Source organism: Burkholderia sp. PU8-34, assembly GCF_053427725.1.
The window spans coordinates 40,746-62,313 of the sequence record NZ_JBSAXC010000001.1 but is presented as its reverse complement, the minus strand read 5'-3'; the positions used below and the strand labels follow the sequence as shown (position 1 = coordinate 62,313).

Annotated in this window: 17 protein-coding genes and 1 pseudogene; 8 read left to right on the top strand and 10 right to left on the bottom strand. The window is 63.5% G+C overall.

Going from position 1 to position 21,568, the window contains the following annotated elements:
* Nucleotides 1–198 precede the first annotated feature (198 nt).
* The 3 genes from ACV22Z_RS00245 to ACV22Z_RS00235 form a co-directional block, all read right to left on the bottom strand.
* The gene (locus ACV22Z_RS00245; RefSeq protein WP_448074329.1) at nt 199–570 is read right to left on the bottom strand and encodes a hypothetical protein; all 372 of its coding nucleotides are present in this window, start codon (nt 568–570) and stop codon (nt 199–201) included.
* Nucleotides 563–823 (bottom strand): hypothetical protein, encoded by a 261-nt coding sequence (locus ACV22Z_RS00240; protein WP_448074328.1) that lies wholly within the window; start codon nt 821–823, stop codon nt 563–565. The genes ACV22Z_RS00245 and ACV22Z_RS00240 overlap by 8 nt, the downstream gene beginning before the upstream one ends.
* Before the next feature lie 497 nt (nt 824–1,320).
* Nucleotides 1,321–2,880, bottom strand: a complete 1,560-nt coding sequence (locus tag ACV22Z_RS00235; RefSeq protein ID WP_448074327.1) for a hypothetical protein — start codon at nt 2,878–2,880, stop codon at nt 1,321–1,323.
* 130 nt (nt 2,881–3,010) lie between these two features.
* Here ACV22Z_RS00235 and ACV22Z_RS00230 point away from each other — a divergent pair, with 130 nt between their 5' ends.
* Nucleotides 3,011–3,736, top strand: a complete 726-nt coding sequence (locus ACV22Z_RS00230; RefSeq protein WP_448074326.1) for a hypothetical protein — start codon at nt 3,011–3,013, stop codon at nt 3,734–3,736.
* Between the two features lie 297 nt (nt 3,737–4,033).
* Entirely contained in the window at nt 4,034–4,444 is a 411-nt protein-coding gene (locus ACV22Z_RS00225) for a hypothetical protein (protein ID WP_448074325.1), read from the top strand.
* Between the two features lie 188 nt (nt 4,445–4,632).
* Here the strand turns inward: ACV22Z_RS00225 and ACV22Z_RS00220 are convergent, their stop codons facing one another.
* The 5 genes and pseudogenes from ACV22Z_RS00220 to ACV22Z_RS00200 all read right to left on the bottom strand — a co-directional run bounded on the left by ACV22Z_RS00220 (nt 4,633) and on the right by ACV22Z_RS00200 (nt 10,747).
* Nucleotides 4,633–6,453, bottom strand: a complete 1,821-nt coding sequence (locus ACV22Z_RS00220; protein ID WP_448075125.1) for a chloride channel protein — start codon at nt 6,451–6,453, stop codon at nt 4,633–4,635.
* 1,128 nt (nt 6,454–7,581) lie between these two features.
* Nucleotides 7,582–8,052, bottom strand: a complete 471-nt coding sequence (locus ACV22Z_RS00215) for a helix-turn-helix domain-containing protein (RefSeq protein ID WP_448074324.1) — start codon at nt 8,050–8,052, stop codon at nt 7,582–7,584.
* A 479-nt stretch (nt 8,053–8,531) separates the two neighbouring features.
* Nucleotides 8,532–8,987, bottom strand: a pseudogene (locus tag ACV22Z_RS00210) (chloride channel protein); the annotation flags it as partial.
* A 20-nt stretch (nt 8,988–9,007) separates the two neighbouring features.
* On the bottom strand, nt 9,008–9,421 hold the full coding sequence (locus ACV22Z_RS00205) for a MarR family winged helix-turn-helix transcriptional regulator (protein WP_448074323.1): 414 nt from the start codon (nt 9,419–9,421) through the stop codon (nt 9,008–9,010).
* Nucleotides 9,422–9,568: 147 nt separating this feature from the next.
* Nucleotides 9,569–10,747: an HPP family protein gene (locus ACV22Z_RS00200; RefSeq protein WP_448074322.1), complete on the bottom strand. Its 1,179-nt coding sequence runs from the start codon at nt 10,745–10,747 to the stop codon at nt 9,569–9,571.
* A gap of 462 nt (nt 10,748–11,209) precedes the next feature.
* Between ACV22Z_RS00200 and ACV22Z_RS00195 the strand changes: the two genes are divergently transcribed.
* Complete coding sequence (locus tag ACV22Z_RS00195) at nt 11,210–12,178, top strand: LysR family transcriptional regulator (RefSeq protein WP_448074321.1); 969 nt, start codon at nt 11,210–11,212, stop codon at nt 12,176–12,178.
* Between the two features lie 130 nt (nt 12,179–12,308).
* On the opposite strand, the gene ACV22Z_RS00190 is transcribed toward ACV22Z_RS00195, so the two are convergent.
* Nucleotides 12,309–13,661, bottom strand: coding sequence for an MFS transporter (locus ACV22Z_RS00190; protein ID WP_448074320.1), 1,353 nt, complete (start codon nt 13,659–13,661; stop codon nt 12,309–12,311).
* 148 nt (nt 13,662–13,809) lie between these two features.
* Nucleotides 13,810–14,748 (bottom strand): 2-hydroxyacid dehydrogenase, encoded by a 939-nt coding sequence (locus ACV22Z_RS00185; protein ID WP_448074319.1) that lies wholly within the window; start codon nt 14,746–14,748, stop codon nt 13,810–13,812.
* A gap of 102 nt (nt 14,749–14,850) precedes the next feature.
* On the opposite strand from ACV22Z_RS00185, the gene ACV22Z_RS00180 reads away from it, so the two are divergent.
* The 5 genes from ACV22Z_RS00180 to ACV22Z_RS00160 all read left to right on the top strand — a co-directional run bounded on the left by ACV22Z_RS00180 (nt 14,851) and on the right by ACV22Z_RS00160 (nt 21,553).
* On the top strand, nt 14,851–15,759 hold the full coding sequence (locus tag ACV22Z_RS00180; protein WP_448074318.1) for a LysR substrate-binding domain-containing protein: 909 nt from the start codon (nt 14,851–14,853) through the stop codon (nt 15,757–15,759).
* Between the two features lie 567 nt (nt 15,760–16,326).
* On the top strand, nt 16,327–17,097 hold the full coding sequence (locus ACV22Z_RS00175; RefSeq protein ID WP_448074317.1) for a hypothetical protein: 771 nt from the start codon (nt 16,327–16,329) through the stop codon (nt 17,095–17,097).
* Nucleotides 17,098–17,117: 20 nt separating this feature from the next.
* The gene (locus tag ACV22Z_RS00170; RefSeq protein ID WP_448074316.1) at nt 17,118–18,254 is read left to right on the top strand and encodes a transporter substrate-binding and LysM peptidoglycan-binding domain-containing protein; all 1,137 of its coding nucleotides are present in this window, start codon (nt 17,118–17,120) and stop codon (nt 18,252–18,254) included.
* Nucleotides 18,255–18,580: 326 nt separating this feature from the next.
* A complete protein-coding gene (locus ACV22Z_RS00165; RefSeq protein WP_448074315.1) occupies nt 18,581–19,609 on the top strand; it encodes a TRAP transporter substrate-binding protein in 1,029 nt (342 codons plus the stop codon).
* Between the two features lie 3 nt (nt 19,610–19,612).
* On the top strand, nt 19,613–21,553 hold the full coding sequence (locus ACV22Z_RS00160) for a TRAP transporter large permease (RefSeq protein ID WP_448074314.1): 1,941 nt from the start codon (nt 19,613–19,615) through the stop codon (nt 21,551–21,553).
* The last annotated feature ends 15 nt before the right edge of the window (nt 21,554–21,568 follow it).

Here is a 21,568-nt window from a genome sequence, read left to right as displayed (position 1 = left end):
TCTTATGCGGTCGTTTCTTCGAACAGATGAGAACATACGACGGCGCGTCTGGTCACAGAGGCGTCAGCGATTCGACTGGTAGTCGCGTGCGACCAAAGGTGCGGCACCGCGTGAAGTAAGAGACGTCGACGCAAATGGAAACGGCGGACCGAGGCCCGCCGTGATGAATTTGATTGCTCGCTATGGTGCTGCTTGCAGTCAATATGGGCCGCAGCGCATCTTCCTTCTCATGTCGGCGGCGTTGAATACCTGAATGTATTTTGTGTCCTGTTCGACATTTGGACTGCGAGCCGCTCCTCGCTCCCGAAGATGCGCTTGGACGCTTCCAGACGTGCCGGCGACCTCTAGCCTGGCGATGATGTCGTCGCTGAGTTCGTACATGCAAAGCGCGGCGCTATCCTCGAATAGCCATATCACCAGCAGCCGATAGGCGAGCATTGCCCCCGACACTTCTACGATGTCTCGGGCTATGGCAACTTTTTCATTCGCAAGCATGAGGCATCGGACCTGGGAGCCATCCGGTGCGATTTTTCTCGTAACAGCCACTTCGTCGTTCGTAACGTCAAGCATCGTACGATGCAACGCCGGGAAGGGGAACGACGACAAAGCTCTGAAAACTGAAGCAGCCTTCGGGATTGAATGAACCATCCTCGTAAAAGTAGCCGTCGTCGTCAACAAGTAGAAGGTCTTCGCCGGAGAACAGGTACGACGCGGCCGACCCTTCTTCAGCGGCCAGTTCGCGAATGCTCGTGAGCACTTCCTCGTTCAGGTCATCATCGTCAAATTGCGCCTCCGCACTCCTGTAACTAAATTCGATGGCCATGCTTTTGTTCCTGGGATTGGGTGCCTAGATTTGGGTGCTTCCTTTTTGTATAGCGACGTTCGAGCAACGCATCAAAATCGTTTCATGAATCGCGTGGCTCGAAGGATAGGCGCGATTGCGTCGAGCTTCAATATGTCTCGAAAAATATCCAATTATTTATACCGAGCGGGCCGACAATAATATTTCGGGAGACGAACGGGGAATTTGTACGCGTGAATTCAAGGCCGCCGTCTGGTCGCGCCTTCTGACGCGCCCGTCCTGTTCACGACGCGCCGATCAACGATAGGAGGGCGCGTCCGTGATAGTCGGACGCGGTGGTTGTAGGCAGGGGTTTTCCGCCGACGTCGCGCGGCGGAAACGAGGAGCTATGGGAGGCGCTAACGCTTGGCGGACAAGCGTCGTGTCCAGTCGCGGACATGGGCAGAATCGCGAACTAAACCCGCATACTATGTGGCGGCCGGTGGCGAGCTGCTCCACAGACGTGTTCGCGCGTGTTGTCAACATTGGGTCCAGTCAGACAGGGACTCACGTGTAGTCAAGTCCGTCACTGTTGTCAGAATTGCCGGTTTGACCTGCGTTCCGTCCGGCAACTCGGAGACGTAGTGCCTCGCCGCATGTCGCCAATCCCCATCGTCCAGCGTTGCCGAATCCCAATTGCGGTAGGGGACGTCAGCGACTCGTTGTAGGTCAACGAAATGATTGAAGCGGTACCGAGCAAGAACGCAGACGTCTGCAAAGAGATACAGGACGGGAACCTCGTTTCGAAATCTGAACATCACAGGCCACAGTTGTTCCCTTGGTGACCAGAACGCGTGATTTACGGTCAGATTGAACCGTCGCTGACTTCCATTGCCCATTTTCGAGAAGACGCCGGTTAGTCCCTCGCCGCGGGCCAGCTCGTCGAGCAGTCGCAAACGCGCTTCGGGTAAACAGACCACGATGCAATCCCGCGCAGTAACGCGCTCTGCGAACGGCTGCGGCAGCGCTGCGGCATCGACCACGTAGCCGGTTTCCCACGAGGCCGAATCCTGCCTGATTCCGTCGAGCAGTGCGTTGCTCGCCGTTGCCCGAAAGAGCGTGCAGGATTGGCTCATCCGCTTTGGATTGAGACGCCGGCAGAACATGTCGTACACCTGTCGGGCAATTGCAATTCGCTCGGTTTCCTGATGCGCGTGTATATCGAGCATGGACGCGATGATTTCGATGGCTTCGTCCACGTCAGCAGTACGGCGCGATACCAGTTCGCGCAGCGGCTCGCTTAACCGGTGCCAGCGCCGCTCGATGTCGCGCATGGTCTTTACATACGACGTCGCCGCATCGTAGAAGGCGTGGACGAGAGCGGCTGCCTCAACAGACTTTGCGAGAGATGGTGAGGTCGTCTGAAACCATTCGCCCAGGACCGACGTGTATACGGTCGACCAAAAGAGGTGGTGGTAACCGTCGTCCATGGCGTCGAGTGTTGACCTAAGCCAAATCCTGGCAAGCTCAAGCGGTTCGGTCGAATTGGCAAATGGGTCGCGGAGCTGCTCGGCCTCCCCGTGCCGCGAGTAATGGTCGAACAGCGGCGGCGTTTCAACATCCCATGCCGGCGAATCCTCGATTTCTTCGTCGCCCCATGGAATTGCGTCGACCATTTCCAGCTTCTCCTCGACATCCGGCAGGATTGAGGTAAATGCGTGGCGAAACTCGGGACTGACCGCTGAGGTCGACAATGCATTCAACAGGTCGTCGTATGTGATGCGGACGAGCCGTTGAGCCTCGGAGTCGGATTCGCAGGTGCTGTGTGCAGCAGGAAGAAGAATTTGCTGCGCCCTCATACGGAGCGCGGCATACTCATCGAGCAAGGAGGCCAGGCTCTCCCGCAGGTCGCTACCCTCGATTTCGCGGATTAGTTCGGGCGATGTATTTTTCATCATCCAAACAATGACCTCGGGAACGACGGAAACGATGCCTTCCGAGCTTGAAAGTGACCGGTCCATGTCCGCGACTAGCTCGACGGCGAGGGCGAGGGCGGTTTTGAGGGTTTGTTGACGGCCGGAGCCGTTATTGGTGTTCATGGGATGGATTTCGGCAGTGCCAATCGCGATGGAGTTGCAATGAACAGTGAAGACTGGTGTTTTAGCCGCTTTCGGCATGAAGCGGATAAAACCGAAGTAGATACTGGCGATATTAATCGGGAGACCTTCTATGAATTCCGCGAACGCACAATCCGAGGTCGCTACGTTTCACCTTAGCCGCGATGACATCTACGAGACGTTGGTGAAAGCAATCGTCGACGATTGCGTGCAATCAGGCGAGCCTTCGTCGTACAAGACCTGGGCGTGGGAAATATTTGTACGCCCAGACCTGATGAACGAAGAACCGTGTGTCGTCGTCCCGCTTCCAGGCATTTCCTCGACGCGTATCCCCTCGACAACTGCGTTACCGAGAGCGTGCGTGATTCGAGAGTGGACCTACGACTGGGAGAAAGGGAGAGCGTACCTTGAACTGCGTGGAGAGCAGGTCCTGGTATGGGCCGACCAACTGGACGAGGTTTCATCGCGGATACTTGTGCTTTATCTATTTGATGACGGGCCCGTTCTCGACATTATCCCAGCGACGGAGGACGTCATGACGGATATCTGGGTGTACTCAATGAGTGCGCAGAATCATCACCCGCGACCTTACGAGTCCGAGTCTGAGTCGTCGAAGGGCGCCCGGAATGACGCGTTTCAACTCCCCATCGTGGTCCGAAGAGCGATCGTCGTGAGTGCGCGTGACGCAGAGTCCGGAGGCGCGCCCGTCCGGCCCGTCCAGATTGAGAGAGCTGGGCTCGAGGCTACAGATTTTGGCGCAGCGAAACAAACGGAATCTGCGTGGCAGGGCGATTGGCAGGATGCTTGGTCGGACGTCATCCCATTCGAGGGATTCTGACGCAGGCCTCGCGAAGCTCCGAAGAAAATGCGCCCACGGCGCTACAGCAAATTGGGGAAGCTGTAGCCGCTATCGGTGGGCCATTGATTCCGAGTTGCCTCGGTCGGCCCTGCTTGGTCGCCTAGCGCTGACGTCGTATCCAGTGAAATACGCTGATGAATAGCGGATGTGTCATCTCCATCGGCGTAAGTATTTGATTTAACAGGATTGGCCGCATAAAACTCAAATTCCGCATTTACGCGGCCAATCGGGCGACCAGACCCCGATTGCGTGATCGGTTGATGCTCGGTCTCAAGTTTGGAGAGTGCCCGTCACGACATTCCGCCGTCCTGTCACGGTAAGAAAGCCGCCAGTTCGCGCTTTCTCGGCGATGTGCGAAGTTTCGCTAGCAACTGCCGTCCGACCGGCATGATCTGCCACGGCCCCATCTCCCTGCTGTCGACGCTGCCCGACGCCAAGGCCTTTGAAGGTGCGATGGTGGCGGACGACCTCCGGAACGCCAACAAGCTGGCGGCAGATTGGCCGTATGCGGGCTACCGTCTGACGGTCCTTTCTTCGACCGAGGAACTGCTTGCCGTATCTCAGTTCGGTGGTCACCCGAAGTATTCCGTTTCGGACGCGCTCTCTCAGGCCGGCGCCCACGTAGACCGCCTCGGCGCGGCTACGCAACGAAATTTTTGTGGTCCTACCTGTCGAAGTCGAAGTTGACTGCACGGCTGTTGCGCATCGGCACGGTTGTCCATTTGCCGATGCGAGGCGGACACCACGCCCTCAAGCTACCCGCAACGAAAAGCGGAGAGTCGCGTGTGGCTGTCTGGCGCGGCCTTCATGCTACGTACAGAGGCGTGGTGCGCAAGTGTCTTTGATCGGGCGAAAATTGGCCAACTGTCAGTGCCTTATCCGGTGCGGCGAACCGGCGGGAAGCGTCGCTTGACAATTCGGGGGCCAACTCGACGGAAGCGCTCGCGCTTGTGCTCCTCGTCGAAGTGCGCCAGAGACGGCTTTATCAAGTCGCTGCGCGAAACAATGCCTATCAGTCGCATGGATTGCGCGTCGGAGACGACGGGCAGTCGCTCAAGTTTGTGCACCGCAAGGCGTGTTGCCACCAGGCGGCATGTTTCGTGTGGCAGCGCAAACACGGGAAGGTGGCCGGCGAGAATCGACGCAGTGGTAGTTTCGGTATGGTCCAAAGACTTGGTTGACGGCGGCAGAGGTGTCCCGCCGCATTGAGCTTCCAAGGATTCCCGATCAACCATCCCGAGTACTGCACCGTCGCGCACCAATGGATATGCGCGATGCGCCTGTGTGTCACCAAAATATCGTTCAAGAGCTTCGTGAAGAGTGACACTGGCATCGATCGTTTGCACCGCGTGTGTCATCACTTCATCGACGTAATGGCGCTCCAACGGGTCGACACCATACTCGCGATAGATGTGGTAACCCCGGCGAGAGATTTTTTCCGTCATGATCGAACGTCTCATCACGACGGTTGCGAAACCGTGTGCGACCAACGTTGCCGCAAGCAATGGCAGTAGTGCGTTGCTATCGTGCGTGAGGCCAAAGGCAAATACGATAGCAGTCAACGGAGCGCCAAGCGTCGCGCCAAGCGTAGCCGCCATGCAAACGAGCGGCCAAAGTGCGGGCTCCCCGCCTGGAAGTATGTGGCTGAGGACGACACCAAGGCCGGCTCCGAGCATGAGGAGTGGCGCAAGTACGCCGCCCGACGTTCCCGAGCCAAGCGCAACCACCCACATTACCGCTTTGACCGCAAGCAGCGTTACGGCGATTTGGAGCGGGATGTTTTGGTGCAGCAGGTCACCAATCACGTCGTAACCCACGCCAAGCGCGCGGGGTTCAATAAATCCACCGATGCCGACAAAGATACCCCCAAGCGCAGGCCACCACATCCAGTGGATCGGCAGTTTGCCGAAGAGGTCCTCGACCTTGTAGAGGGCAGCTGACAACCCTGACGCCAGCACTCCCGAAAGGAGGCCGGCGATGACGCACGACACTAGCGACAGCGCATCTGGTGGATTGGTTTCAAGTGGGAAGAGTGGGCCGGTGCCAAAAAAGACCGCGCGCGCAAAGCCTGCAACGGCGCAAGCGAGAGCAACCGGGAGGAAGCTGCGCGGGCGCCATTCGAAGAGCAGCAACTCGACGGCGAGTAGTACGGCGGCGACAGGGGTTCCGAATACTGCTGTCATACCTGCTGTAGCACCAGCGACCAAAAGCGTTTTCCGCTCGGCAGCGGTGAGCCTCACGAATTGTGCAAGCAGAGAGCCGAGGGCACCTCCCGTCATAATAATCGGCCCCTCTGCGCCAAACGGTCCGCCACTGCCAATCACGATGCCTGACGACAGTGGCTTCAGAATCGCGACCTTTGGAGACATGCGACTCTTTCCGAAGAGGATTGCCTCTATGGCTTCTGGAATGCCGTGACCGCGAATCTTTTCGGATCCGAAACGCGCCATCAGCCCAACGATCAGGCCACCCACAATCGGCAAGGCTATGACCCACACGCCAAGCGTGTTGTGCGCGGGGGAGCGCTCCGTAAACGAGAGCGTGCCGAAGAAAAAGATGTTCGTGAATAGGTGGATTAGGCTCAACAGAACAAATGCTGCCAGAGTCGCAATCAGGCCGATAACGGCGGCCAGGGCTGATACTCCCGGAAGTCGAGCGTTCGACGCGAAGTCACGTTTGTGGGTGTCGGGGTGAATCATGTCGGCTAGGTATCTAAGAACGTGAGAGCAGAAGGTCGAGCGTGAACGGCGAGATTTTGGCTCCGCCGTCCCAAGGCGTCTCCTGCGTCCGGGGCGACGTAGTGCTTGAACACCGAAAGCCTTCTAGGCGTGCCCGCGCACGAGGTCGGACCAACATGACGGCAGAGCGTCGGAGGCTGGTGGAACGCAGCTGAACAAATCACTGGATGGAATTTGTAAGGCTTACGCGCGCCAAGGGCTGATTATATCTCATTGTGATATATATTTCTTCCCACCCCCGCGGAGACTGGGGCACGCTGCCACGCTGCCCCGGGAGCCGAATGGGCTCGACCCTTGGCTCGCATATTCCGGAGAACATAGTGAACACAACGAAGCAGCTAACTTCCCTGGCGCAGGAATGTATTGCTGCTGTGCCGGTTGCGGACTTTAACAACGCCTACGCAAGCTGCCATTCTCGGATCATCAGTGGTCGCTGACCGAAGTGCGACATCCAGTGGCGACGCCCTATGGCGAGGTGCATCTTTATATTCCGGAGCGTCATCTGTCTGGCGGAGCCGGGGACATATCGGTCGAGATTTTTGAGCACGTTGCGAAGGAGGGGGCCAGTACGGTGTGGACCTGGTTGTTATCAGCCTGCGGCAGTCTGAATTCAATCGCACGGTGCTGAGCAGGTGTAACATTCCTCTAGCCATGCGACTGACAAACCGCGACGACCATTCGTTTGCAGAGTACTTCCAGACTCGCTTGGCAGATCTGGCGATTTGCTTCCAGTTCTGGACGCCTGGGATGCGTTCTTTGTTGGAGATGCAAGCCTGTTACCGACACGCATCCGTGTCTCCGAGCCACACAGCATCCGAACATGGCGCGGTTGAATTTGGGGAGCGCTGGGCAAAGGGCGCGAAGTGTAGTGGTTTGGCGAAGGCCGTGGGTGGCTGGCGCACACAGAATATTCAATCGCAGCCGAAGCCAGCGTCGGGGGAGGTGATTGTTGCGGCTGGGCAGCTAACAATTTCGCCCCGGCATCTACGATGCAGGGCTAGACCAACGGTCAGATAACCTCTTCGTCGACGTAGACTTTTCTGGGAAGCGCTGGCGGACCGAGTCGTGCGAAGACGACGGCTCGGCTCATTTATTGGGATTTTCGAACAAAGCCGCGAGTGATACGTTGAGTGCGTTGGCGATAGCATCAAGGGTGTCGATCGACACATCTTGATCGGTACCCTCGAGCACCCAAACATATCCACGAACAAATCCGCAGAGTCGGTTCAAACCTTCCTGCGAAAGGCTCAACTCTTGCCGAAGATGTGCGAGATTCGTTGACAGTGTGGCGCGTATCCCCTTCGGTCGCCTTCGGGGTTTCAAGATGTCATTTTCAATTGACAGTAGACAACAGATGTCGACGTCCAACGCCACTGCGAGCCGAGTTACTGTGTCCAAACGGGTATTGGCTGCACGCGCTTCTATCAGGAAAAGTGAGTTGCGGCTAATTCCAGCTGCCTTTGCAAGCTCTGTCCGCGTCAGTCCAACTGCCGTTCTAATTGCAGCGACGCGCGATGACACGACCTGACGCGCTGGGAAGCGCTCGGTGGCTTTCAAGATTGAGAAGTTTTATCAATTCGAATCGTCGTATCCTACCCGATCAAACTGATGAGCGAATCGCTCTTTGGCACCGACCGGTGTGAGCGGGGCAGAGACGTGGCCGGGACGACTCCGATTCATGAGTCAAACTCATGGTGCGCGAAATCGGGGAGTGACCGCCCAAAGAATCGTTTTTTGTGTGGCCGGTCCGATGCCCTGTCGTGGTGCAATTGGACCTTGCAACGAACATCCTGAACGGCGGCGCTTCGCCTGAAACCCAGTGTCCGTCAGGGTTTGGGCGGTATCTGTCCAAACCTATGCTGATGTTGAAAAAAACGGAAAGTGCCGAGGAAGGACTTTTTTGGGGTTTTTTCATCGGGCGCGTTCGCCGCTTGTCTCAAACAAGCACGATAGGCGAAAATTGTCGTGATTCAGGCGAAAGTGAGTGCAAGTTACAGACGATTATTGCGAAGTTAAAAGTTAATCGTCTGTGCGGCCACGCACTGCGCGAGCAGCGAGCCGAGCGCGCCGCCCGTCATGATGATCGGCCCCTCGGCGCCGAACGGGCCGCCGCTGCCGATCACGACACCGGAAGACAGCGGCTTCAGGATCGCGACCTTCGGCGACATCCGGCTCTTGCCGAACAGGATTGCCTCGATCGCTTCCGGAATGCCGTGGCCGCGGATCTTTTCGGAGCCGAAGCGCGCCATCAGCCCGACGATCAGCCCGCCGATCACCGGCACCGCGATCACCCATGCGCCGAGCGTGTTGCCCGCGGGCGAGCGGTCGGCGAACGAGAACTGCTGGAAGAAGAACAGGTTCGTGAACAGGTGGATCAGGCTCAACAGCACGAACGCGGCGAGTGTGCTGAGCACGCCGATCACGGCGGCAAGCAGCGCAATCTTCGGCAGGCGGTCGTTGGTCGCGAAATCGCGTTTGTGCGGAGCGTTCATTGGCGTGGCGAAAGCAAGAGTCAGAAATCGAGTTGTGGAACCTGGAAGGCGCCCTTGAGCGACTTCAGTTCGGTGCGGTGCATCGCGGCGAGCCGCGCGAGCAGCGTTTCGCCGGCGTCCTCGAGGTGCACCTCGACCTGGCGGCGATCCGTCTCGCTCGGCTTGCGCTTCACGAGGCCGAGCGCCTCGCAGCGCGACACGAGCGCGACGACGCCGTGGTGCTGCGCCTGCAGGCGTTCCGCGAGCTCGCCGATGGTTGCCCATTCGCGGTGCGGATAGCCCTTGATGTGCAGCAGCAGCAGGTACTGCAGCGGCGTCACGCCTTCGCTCTGCGCGGCACGCTCGGAGAAGCGCTCGAAGCGGCGCATCTGGTAGCGGAATTCGGAGAGCTGCTGGAAGTCGGACTTGTTCAGCGCGCGTCGGGAGTCGGTCATCGTCGTTCGGCGTATCGGTTACGGTAACGCGCAAATATATCACAACGTGATATAAATGGGCGGACGGCGCCGCTGCGGAATGTGCGGCGCGGCGGCGTCCGCGCGGTGTCCGGCGCGGTTTCCTCGCGGTTACCTCGTGGTTTCCTGTTAAGCGGCTTCGAGCATTTGCGTCTGCTGATACAGGCCCGTGACGAGGTCGGTCTGGGTAATGATGCCGACGAGCCGGCGCGACGCGTCGACGACAGGAATGTGGTGGTGCCCCGAGTGCGTGAACAGCGGCACGAGCGCGGTGAGCGGCATCGTCTGCGGCACCGACGCGACATCGCGGCTCATCACGGTGTGGACGCTCGCGGGCTGGCCGCCGATCGATTGCGGCAGGCGCGCGGACAGGCGTTGCCACAGCGGCGTCGGGCGGCGCGTCTGGCGCGTCAGGTCGGCGCGGGTGACGATCCCGACGAGGCGGTGGTCCCCGTCGACGACGGGCAGCGCTTTCACATGGTGCCGGTCGAGCATCGTGAGCGCGGCCGTCACGGACGTCGACGGCGCGACGCTGATCGCACGCTTCGTCATCAGGTCCGCGCAGGTGAGCTGGCCGAACGTGCGCGCGTACGCCTGAATTTCGGTTTCGCGCAGCAGCGCTTCGAGGTCGTCCGGATCGACGTCGAGCCATTCGCTGCGGCGCTTGAGCACCGCGTCGAGGTCTTCGCGCGTGAAGCCGCCGCGGGCGGACTGGTTTGCGCCGCCGGCCTGCGGTTTCGCGTCGGGGCGCGCGCCGCCGTGCGGATAGCGGTGGCCGGTCAGCGCGTGGTAGACGAGCGCCGCCGACAGCAGGATCGCCGATTGCAGCGCGATCGGCTCGAGCACGAAGCCGAAGCCGAGCGCGTGGATCGCGGGCCCGCCGAGCACGGCCGTCAGCGCGACGGCGCCTGACGGCGGGTGCACGCAGCGCAACGCGAACATCCCGCCGATCGCGAAGGCCACCGCGACCGCGGCGGCCGTGATCGGATCGGCGATCCATTGTGCGCACGCGACGCCGACCGTCGCGGCGACGAGGTTGCCGCCGATGATCGACCACGGCTGCGCGAGCGGACTCGCCGGCACCGCGAACAGCAGCACCGCCGACGCCCCCATCGGCGCAACCAGCAGCGGCACGAGGCCCGGCACGCCCGGCACGACCCTCATCGTGAAGCCGACTGTCGCGATGCCGACCAGCGCGCCCGCGCAGGAGCGCAGGCGCTCGCGCCAGCCAAGGGTCATGGGAAGCGGGAGGAAGCTGTGCAGCCATTGCCGCAACGTGCGGCGTGACGAGAGGGAGCCGGACGACATGGAACGTGGGACGAAAAGTAGGGCGCGCGCGAGCCGGGTGTGACGGAAAGCCGCAATTATATCTTGTTGTGATACAAAATGTCGCGCTGCATCAACGTGTTGCCGACATGCGACGCAGCAATGCGGCCGGCAAGACACATTCCCGTGATTAAAGAACTCATGGGTGGGGCCTGCCTGACGGGCTGGCTGCCCGGCACGTCCGGATCGGTCGAAGCGGGCGGCTTCGGCGAAACCGGCGCCAACCGGCACCAAACGGCCGTTCCAGCACATTTTTGTCCGCAGCGGCGTACAATGCGGCCAGCAGAATTCTCCCGAACTCCTGGACCACGCACGCGATGCCCGTTCTCCCGCCTTCCCTCCGGCACGGCGATCGACTCGGCGTGGCTCCCGGCCTTGATCCGTCCCCCAACTGACGCGAGCCTGGCCGACGCTTTCCCCACCTACTTTCCCGAAGCCAATTCAATGGACATGCTCGAAAACATGCGCCTGTTCGTGCGCGTTGTCGAAGCCGGCAGTTTCACCGCAGTCGCGAAGGAGATCGATGCGACCACCGCTCAGGTGTCGCGCGCCGTATCCAACCTCGAAGCGCACGTACAGACGCGCCTGCTGCATCGCACGACGCGCCACCTCGGCCTGACCGAAAGCGGCCAGCGCTATTTCGAGCGCGCGAAATCGATCCTCGCGGAAATCGACTACGCGAACGCGGAGGCGCGCAACGCGCTGCTGCGGCCGACCGGCAAGATGCGGATCCATGCGATGACGGGGCTCGGGCAGAGCCACGTCGTGTCGTCGATCGTCCGCTACCAGGAGGACAACCCGGACGTGTCGGTCGAGCTGACGCTCGCGCAGCGGATGCCGAACCTCGTCGAAGAGGGCTACGACGTGTCGATCGTGACGGCATCGCAGTTGCCGGATTCCGGCTACGTCGCGCAGACCTGCGGCACGAGCTGCAGCGTGCTCGTCGCATCGCGCGAATATCTGGCGCGGCACGGCACGCCGCAGACGCCGGAGGACCTGCCGAACCACATCTGCCTGCGGCTCGACACGCCGGCGTCGCCGGCCGACGAATGGCGGCTCGAGCACAAGGACGGCGACGAGCAGGTGTACGAGCTGCCGCCGGCGCCGTTCCAGGTCAATGTGCCGGACGCGCTGTGCGTCGCCGTGCGGGCCGGCCGCGGAATCGCGTGCGTTGCGCTTTACACGGTACTCGACGATATCCGCGAGGGCCGGCTGATCCGCGTGCTGCCGGAGTACCGGCTGCACACGCTGAGCGTCTACGCGGTGTACGCGACGCGCCGCTATCTCGATGCGAAGATCCGCACCTTCCTCGAACATCTGCGCACGACGCTCACCCCCGCGCTGGAAAACGACCTGCGCGAGCTGGACCGCCTGACCGTCGAGCACGCGCCGGGCGGCCGCATGCGCGCATGACACCGGGGCCGCGTGACGCTTGCGCGCAGGTTCGCGCGATGGCCGTCCGGTCGCGCCGCTCGCCCACGGCGGTGCTTGCGTGCCGGTGCAAGCAGGCCGGCGTTCACGCTCCGGCCGCCCGCACCGGCGCTCACGCGCCGGCGCTGACGCGGATCCGCTCGAAGCGTCCGGCCAGCCAGCCGTATGCGGCGATGCCGATCAGCCCGTGCGCGGCGACGAACCACAGCGCGCCCGAGAACGAGCCGGTGCGCGCGACGAAGTAGCCGATCACGAGCGGCGTGACGATCCCGGCGATGTTGCCGAGTCCGTTGAACACGCCGCCACTGAGGCCCACCATCCCTTCCGGCGCGGTGTCCGCGAGCACGGCCCAGCCGACCGCGGCAAGCCCCTTGCCGAAGAACGCGATTGTGATCAGCGCGATCACGACCGCGTTCGACGTCGCGCCGTTCGCGCACACGATGAGCGTCGCCATCGCCATCCCCGCGATGAACGGCGTCTTGCGCGCGCGTGACGGATGCATGCCGCGCCGGATCAGCCAGTCGGACAGCACGCCGCCCGTGAAGCCGCAGATCGCCGGCAGTGCTGCGACCCAGCCGGCTTCCATGATCGTCATCCCGCGTCCCTTGATCAGGTAAATCGGGAACCACGTGATGAAGAAGTACGTGAGCGCGGTGATGCAGTACTGGCCGACATAGATCGCCCACAGGTTCCGGTGGCGGAACAATTGCGCGACGTCGCGCCACGACAGCCGCGGGCGTTGCCGGACGCGATTCGCCTCGAGATCGACGAGCGCGCCGTGCATGCGCAGGTAGTCGAGCTCCCGCGCGCCGACGCGCGGATGGCTGTGCGGCTCGCGGTACCACGCGAACCACAGCGCGCCGAGCAGCACGCCGAGCATCCCCATCCACAGGAACACGTGTTCCCAGCCGAGTGTGTGCGTGAGCCACGCCATGCACGGCGTGAAGATCACGACGGCCATGTACTGCGCGGAATTGAACAGCGCCGACGCGGTGCCGCGCTCGCTGGTCGGGAACCAGCACGCGACGATCCGCGAATTTGCCGGGAATGCCGGCGATTCGACGAGGCCGAGCAAGAAGCGCATCGCGAACAGCGCGAGCGTCGCGGCCGCGCCCGACACGCCGAGCCAGCCGACCGTGCCCTGCAGCATCGTGAAGACCGACCACAGCATCAGGCTCAGCCCGTACACGCGCCGTGCGCCGAAGCGGTCGAGCAGCCAGCCGCCGGGGATCTGGCCGATCGCGTACGCCCATGCGAACGCGGAGAACACGATGCCGAGCTGGACCGGCGTGAGGCCGAGGTCGTGCGCGACGCCGGTGCCGGCGATCGACATCGTCGCGCGGTCCGCATAGTTGACGACGGTGACGACGAAGATCAGTGCGAGGATCGCGTAGCGGACGCGGCCGATCGCATGAGATGCGGCGGGGGACGCGGCGACGGCGGCGTCGGGTGATCGATTGGGCATGCGTGTCTCCGGGCCTCCGTCGTGCGGAGGTGTGTTGTCGTGTCAGGGCCGGTCGAATGCCGGCGGACGGCGTACGGCGTACGGCGTACGGCGTACGGCGTACGGCGTGCGGTGGCCGGGCGGCGCAATCGACGCCGCGCCGCGCGAATCAGCTCGTCACGCTCGTTGGCGGGCGCTGGCCCGCGAAGCACGCGGCGAGGTTGTCGAGCACGATCCAGCCCATTGCTTCGCGCGTCTCGCGCGTTGCGCTCGCGCGGTGCGGCTGCACGACGACGCGCTCCAGATCCAGCAGCGCGGCCGGCACGTGCGGCTCGTTCGCGAACACGTCGAGACCGGCGCCGGCGATCGTGCCGTCGGCTAGCGCGCGCACTAGCGCCGCCTCGTCCACGAGCTTGCCGCGCGCGACATTGATAAGGAATCCTTTTTTGCCGAGCGCGGCGAGCACGTCGGCGGTGACCAGCACCTTGCCGTGGTCGGCCGATGCGGCGAGCACGAGCACGTCGCTGTCGCGCGCGAGATCGGTCAGGTCGTCGACGAAGCGGTAGCCGCTGTCCGGGTGCGCACGCGGCCCGTAATAGCTGATCGGCATCCGGAACGCCTGCGCGCGCTGCGCGATCGCGCGCCCGACCCGGCCCAGCCCGACGATGCCGAGCCGCTTGCCCGTCACTTGCGTCGCGAGCGGTTGCGCAGCCTTGCCCCAGCGCCCGGCGCGCACGATCCGGTCGCCGGCGCCGAGGTCACGCAGTGTCATCAGGATCAGGCCCATCGCCATGTCCGCGACGTCGTCGGTCAACACATCCGGCGTGGTCGTCACGTGGATGCCGCGCGCGCGTGCCCGTTCGAGGTCGACCGCATCGGTGCCGATGCCACTGATCGCGACGATCTCGAGCGCGGGCAGCCGGTCCATCAGCGCGCCGGACAGGCCGTTCGCGCCGCCCGTCACGACGCCGCGGATGCGCGGTGCAACGCGGTCGATCAGCGCGTCCGGCTGCGGCGCGACGTGCAGGCGGTGCACGGTGTAGCGCGCCGTCAGTTCGGCGTCGAGGTCGGCGGGAAGCGGCTGCGTCAGGAGGAGATCGATGGTCATGAAGGTCCCGGTCATGCGGTGGAGCGGCAAGTGCAACCGAGTATAGAAATCGCATCGATGTTGGTCTAACATCAAAAACCAATCGATCAATACAACTTTTGAATGATTGAACTGCACCAGCTTCGCTGCTTCGTCGCGGTGGCTGAAGAGCTGCATTTCGGGCGCGCGGCCAGGCGGCTGTTCATGACGCAGCCGCCGCTCAGCCGGCAGATCCAGTTGCTCGAGCATGCGCTCGGCATTTCGCTGCTCGAGCGCAGCAGCCGGCAAGTGAGCCTGACCGCCGCCGGCGAACGCTTCCTGCGCGATGCGCAGCATATCCTCGAGTTTTCCGCGCGGGCGGAGCAGGCCGCGCAGCGCGTCGCGCGCGGCGAGGCGGGCCGCATCACGCTCGGTTTCACCGCCGTCAGCGCGTACCGGATGATCCCGATGCTGCTTGCGCACGCCGCGCATGCGCTGCCGGACGTCGACGTCGAATTGCGCGAGATGGTGTCGACCGTGCAGATCGATGCGCTCGTGTCCCGGATGCTCGACGCCGGTTTCGTACGCCAGCGCGCTGCGCGTCAGCCGCTCGAATACCGGCTCGTGCAGCGTGAGCCGCTGCTCGTCGCGGTCGCGGAGGGCACGGCACTCGCCGCGCGCGAACGGATCGACCCGGACGATCTCGACCGCCAGCCGTTCATCGCGTATTCGCCGAACGAGGGCAAGTACTTCTACGACATGATTTCCGGCATGTTCGCGAACGCGGGGCGGCTGCCGAACTACCTGCATTACGTCGGGCAGACGCATACGATTCTCGGCCTCGTGCGCGCGGGGCTCGGCGCGGCGCTCGTGCCGGCGTCGGCGCGCGAACTGCACGTCGGCGGCGTCGTGTTCCGTCCGCTCGCGGACGTCGACGTCGCGGCCGAGCTGTATCTGACGTGGCGCACGGACAACGATAATCCGGCGCTGCCGGGATTCAACGCGATGGTCGAGCGCTTTCTCGCGCAGAGCGCGGACGCCGGCACGCTGTGAGCGGCCGGCGCGACGCGACAAGCTTCCAGACTGAAAGCTTGTCGCGTCGACCGCTTACCGCGTTGACCGCTTGACGCGTGTACGGCGCTCGGCGCACGATACGTCCGAGCAGTGGAAGCGGGACGCGCTGGCCGCGCGACAGCCGCATCCGCGACACGCAAAAGAACAACGATGAGCCCTTACGCACTCGAATCGGTACTCGAAGCGGCACTCGAATCGGAAGTTCAACCCGGGCCGTATCGCCGTACCGGGACAGCGATCCTCCCGACGCATCTCGCGTCATGTTTCCGTCATCCGGTTTCGGCCGGCATATCGTTACCATTGTCGTTCCGGGCATCGGCAACACGCGACGCCGGAGCTGATGGCCGCGTCGCACCGCCAGCCTCACCCCATCAATGCATCCTGAATGGTGCTGTCACGGGCGTGTCATGACGCCGGCCGGCGCACGTCCTCGCATCGCGGCGGCCGCTTCCCGGAGGAAGCCGGCGCCGACGGAGTCCGAAGCATTTCGAATGAGCTTGAAAGAGAAACAAAACGCAGTTCAGTTCGAGGTTCAAGGAGAAACTCATGTCGCAGCTTTCGCATGAAGCAAACGGCAGTTCGGGGAATCGCAAGGCAACGCTGATCAAGTGGGCGATCATCATCGCGGGCGTCGCGATCGCGGCGCCCGCCGCGCTGTTCGTGCTGAAGGGGATGATCGCGCTGATCACCGCGGCGGTCGTCGGTCTCGGCGCGATCTACTTCGCGCCGGTCGTCGCGATGAAGTTCGCGAACCAGAAGGTCAGGATGATCGTCGAGGAGGCGCAGTCGAATCCGATCGAGACGCTGATCAACCAGCTCGCGGAAAAGCGCGTGGCCGCGCAGAAGTTCGCGGACAGCATCACCGCGTTTCGCACCGAGGTGAAGAATTTCGAGAACAAGACCGAGCAGTTCGAAAAGCAGTATCCGGACGACGCGCCGCGCTTCAGGGCGCAGCTCGACACGATGAAGCAGCTCCTCGCGTTTCGCGAAAGCCGCTACAAGCAGGTGCAGAGCGAGCTGAAGAACTTTGCGTCGGCGATCGACCGCGCGAAGGCGATGTGGGACATGTCGCAGGCCGCGCAGCAGATGAACAAGCTCGCGGGCCGGCAGACCGCCGACACGTTCGAGCAGATCAAGACCGACGTCGCCGTCGATTCGGTAATGCGCTCGGTGAACAAGGCGTTCTCCGAAATGGAGACGTCGCTGATGGACAACCCCGAAGTCAAGCAGGCGCAGCAGCAGGCCGCAGTCGACGGCAGCCGCCCGCACGGCCTTGAAGCGGCGAACCCTGCCCAGTTGCCGTCGAAACAACAATAACCTCCTGCAGGCACGTGAACATGAAAAAGCTTCTCGGTGCAGTCGCATTTCTGGTGGTGCTCGTCGGCATCTGGTTCGTGCGTCAGGGGGGCGGCTTGCCGAAGCTGGCGCCCGCGCAGGATGCGACACCGGCCGCCACGTCCGCGCAGGCGAACGGCAGCGGCCAGCCGGCGCCGCCCGCGCAGCCCGGCAACGTGTTGCCGGCCGGCTTCAAGCCGGAAGCCAGCACGCTGAAATCGATCGCGGAAAATGGTGTCGTCAGGATCTCGGTGCAGAATCCGAGCGAGCCGTTCTTCGGCGAGGACAAGGGCGCGCCGCACGGCTTCAACGTCGAGTTCGCGCAGTTGCTGTTCTCGGATCCGTCGTTCTCGCATGGCGGCAAGCCGATCGTCGTCGATACGCGTCACGAGGTCGATACGTATCCGGGCGTGCCCAAGCAGCTGCTCGACACGGATGCGGGTGGCAACCATGTCGTCGACGTCGCGATGGACGGCCTGACGTTCCCGGACAACACGCCGTCGGGCGTCGTCTATTCGGTGCCTTACGTCGACGATTTCGGCTATTCGCTGATCGTGCGGCAGGGCTCCGCGATCCGCTCGACGGACGACCTGGCCGGCAAGACCGTCGGCATTCTGAAGGGCGACCCCGACGTGCGCGCGTTCGTCACGCGCCAGTATCCGAACGTCCGGTTCGTCGAAGTCGACGATTCCGATCCGGCCTTCATCGCGAAGAGCCTCGACGGCCGCACGGTCGACGCGTTCATCTACGACTATCCGTTCGCGGTGAGCTCGATCAAGGGCACCGATCTCAAGTTCGCGGTGACGAAGCTCGACGGGTCGAACATCGCGTACAAGATTGGCGTGCGGGCCGACGACCCGGACCTGCTGATCTACCTGAACGCCGCGATCGCGAAGCTCAAGCAGTCGCCGCAGTATCTCGAGCTGCTGCGCAAGTACTTCGTCAGCGATCAGGCCGTGACGACCTCGGCCGCGTCCGGCGAACACGTGTACGTGGTGAAGCAGGGCGACACGCTGAACATGATCGCGGCCAGCAAGCTCGGCAGCGGTCAGCGCTATCGCGAGATCCAGCGGCGCAACAACCTCGCGAATCCGAACCTGATCCTTGCCGGCCAGCATCTGGTGATTCCAGCGAGGTGAGCGGCGAGGCGGCCGGCGGCCCGCGGCGATCCATCCGCGGCTGACGTCCGCGTTCCGGCCCGGGGTCGTCAACAGTTCGACCCTGGGCTGTCGCCGGCAATGACGGCGAAAGTCTCCGGCAGCGTTTCCATTACCTGTTGACCGCGACGAGCGGCGTCAGCCTGTCGTTCAGGCGCCGGGCGTCGCCGTCGCAACGCGTATCCCAGCTCCCAGCTCCCGTCTCCGGGAAACCCCTGATACCGGGCTTGTCGGTCGTCGTACTACTGTATCGATACACTAAATCGATACAGTTGCGCATTCCGGCGCGACTATCCAGGAGACGACTGATGAACACGATGTCCCGGCGGCGATTCCTGCAAACGGCGTCCGTCGCCACGCTGGCGGCTGCGGGCGGCTTCCCGACGGTGGCGCGCGCGCAGCCGGCGGTGATGCTGCGCTGCTCGTCGTCGATGCCGGCCGACCAGAACGCCGCGCATTACGCGTGGTACGAGCGTCTCGCGGCGAACCTGAAGGCGAGCGTCGGCGATGCGATCCGGGTCGACTATTTTCCGAACAGCCAGCTCGGCAAGGAGAGCGACGTCGTACAACAGGTGAAGATCGGCGCGATCGACATGATGGTCGCGGGCTCGTCGATCTGGGCGACGGTCGCGCCGGAGTTCGGGATGCTCGATCTCGGCTACCTGTTCGACAGCTACACGCACGTCGCGCAGGTGCTCGACGGCCCGGTCGGCGCGAGCCTGAACGATCTGCTGCAAAAGCGCGCGGGCTGCTCGGTGCTGACCTGGGGTTCGCATTTCGGCGGGCGCAGCGTGTTCACGAAGAAGCCCGTGCAGTCGCTGCAGGCGCTGAAGGGCACGAAGCTGCGCGTGCTGCCGACGCCCGCGTTCATGGACACCTTCAAGGCGATGGGCGCGGTGCCGACGCCGATTCCGTTCGGCGAGCTGTACATGGCCGCGCAAACGGGCGTCGTCGACGGCCTCGAGCACGATCCGGCGACGGTGCTCGCGAGCAAGTTCGACGAAGTCGTGAAGTCGTGCTGGCAGACACATCACGTGTTCAGCGCGATGACCGTCGTGATGGGTCGCCGCGCGCTCGAGCGGATTCCGGCGAACCTGCGCCCCGCGTTCCAGAAAGCGGTGGCGGACGCGACCGTCCAGCAGCGCGCGATCGCCGCGCAAAAGGCCGACCAGGCCGAGCAGACGCTCCGGCAGCACGGGATGACGTTCCATCCGATGGCCGCCGCGGAGCGCGACGCGATGCGCAAGGTGATGCACGACCAGCTGTATGTGGCATTCGCGAAGCAGTATCCGGCGACCGCGCCGCTGTTTCCGGCGATCGCCGCCGCAAGGAGCTGAACGATGAACACGTATCCGATCGCGACCGACGCGTCCGCGCCTGGAGCGGCGTCCGCCGAAGCCGCCGCGGCGGACGCGGGCCCGGCGGCGAGCCCGGCGCTGGGGCAAGCGGCGGGACGAATCGCGCGCGCGCTCGACGCGGCGACGCGCTCGATCGAGATCCTGTCGGCGGCGGTGCTCGCGGTCGACGTGCTCGTCGTGTTCGCGTCCGTCGTCTATCGCTACTTCCTGCACGATCCGGTCGACTGGGCCGAGGAGGTCGCGCAGGCGCTGATGATCGTGCTCGTGTTCCTCGGCGCGGCGTCGGTGCTCGCGCGCAGCCAGCACGTCGGCGTCGACCTGTTCCGCGGCTGGCTGCCTGCGCGCTGGCAGGGCGCGCTCGTGCAGATCGGGCATTGGGTCGTCGCGGCCGTGTCGCTGAACCTGTTCGTGTCGTCGTGCCTGCTGCTCGCGGATTCGTATGGCCAGTTGACGCCGGGCGGGCTGCCGGGCTGGATCAACGTGTATCCGATGATGTTCGGCACGCTGTTCATGACGGTGTTCGCGCTGGCGAATGCGCTGAACGCGCCGCGCGCACGCGTACTCGGCACGCTCGCGCTCTGCGTGGCGCTCGCGGCCGGCGTGTTCGGCTGGAACGCGATGCTGCCCGCGCAGGCGATCTCGCCGGCGATGCTGCTGGCCGTGGGCTTCGCCGGCGGCCTCGTGCTCGGCGTGCCGATCGGGTTCGTGCTCGCGTTCTCGGCATTGCTGTACTTCCTCGCGGATCCGACGCTGCCGATCATGGTGTATTCGCAGCAGGTGATGGCGGGCGCCGATCATTTCGTTCTGCTTGCGGTGCCGTTCTTCGTGCTGGCCGGCCTGCTGATGGAATCGAACGGGATGTCCGCGCGGCTGATCGAGCTGCTGCTGCGGATCTTCGGGCGCGTGCGCGGCGGCCTCGGCCTGATCGTGATCCTCGCGACCGCGTTTTTCTCCGGCGTGTCGGGCTCGAAGCTCGCCGACATCGCGGCGGTCGGCGGTGTCGTGATGCCGGCCGTGCGCCGCGCGCGCCAGGACCCGGACGAAACCGCGGCGCTGCTCGCGTGCAGCGCGGTGATGGCGGAGACGATCCCGCCGTGCGTGAACATGATCATCATGGGCTTCGTCGCGAACATCTCGATCGCCGGGCTGTTCCTCGCGGGCGTCGTGCCGGCCGCGGTGCTGGCGGTGTCGCTCGCGGTCGTCACGGTGATCTGCGGACGCCGGATCGATGCCGCAACCGTGTTCGGCGAGCGCCGCGCGTGGCTGCCGCTGCTCGGCGGCGCGCTGGTTGCATTGATCATGATCGGGATGATCGGCAAGGGCGTAACGTCAGGCGTCGCGACGTCGACCGAAGTGTCGGCCTTCGCGGTCGTCTACGCGCTGCTCGCGGGGTGGCTGGCATTCCGCGAGCTGACGTGGCGCACGGTCGGCCGCGTGTTCGTGCGCGCGGCTTCGATGGCGAGCGGGATCCTGTTCATCGTCGCCGCCGCGTCGAGCGTGTCGTTCGCGCTGTCGATCGAGCAGATTCCGGCGCTCGTGTCGGGCACAATGGTGGCGTTCGCGCACCAGTACGGCGCGACGGCGTTCCTGCTGCTGTCGGCGCTGGTGATGATCGTGTTCGGCGCGGTGCTCGAAGGCGCGCCGGCGCTGATCATCTTCGGGCCGCTGCTCGCGCCGATCGCGGTGCAGGCCGGCATCCACCCGCTGCATTTCGGCACGGTGGTGGTCGTTGCGATGGGGCTCGGCCTGTTCGCGCCGCCGATCGGCCTCGGGCTGTTCGCGACCTGTGCGATCACGGGCACCGAGGTCCGCCGCGTCGCGCGGCCGATGGTGAAATACCTGCTGGTGCTGGTCGCCGCCCTCGTGGCGCTGATCCTGGTGCCGGCGTTTTCGATGTGGCTGCCGGCCCGCTTCGGCCTGTAGCCTTCACACTTTCAT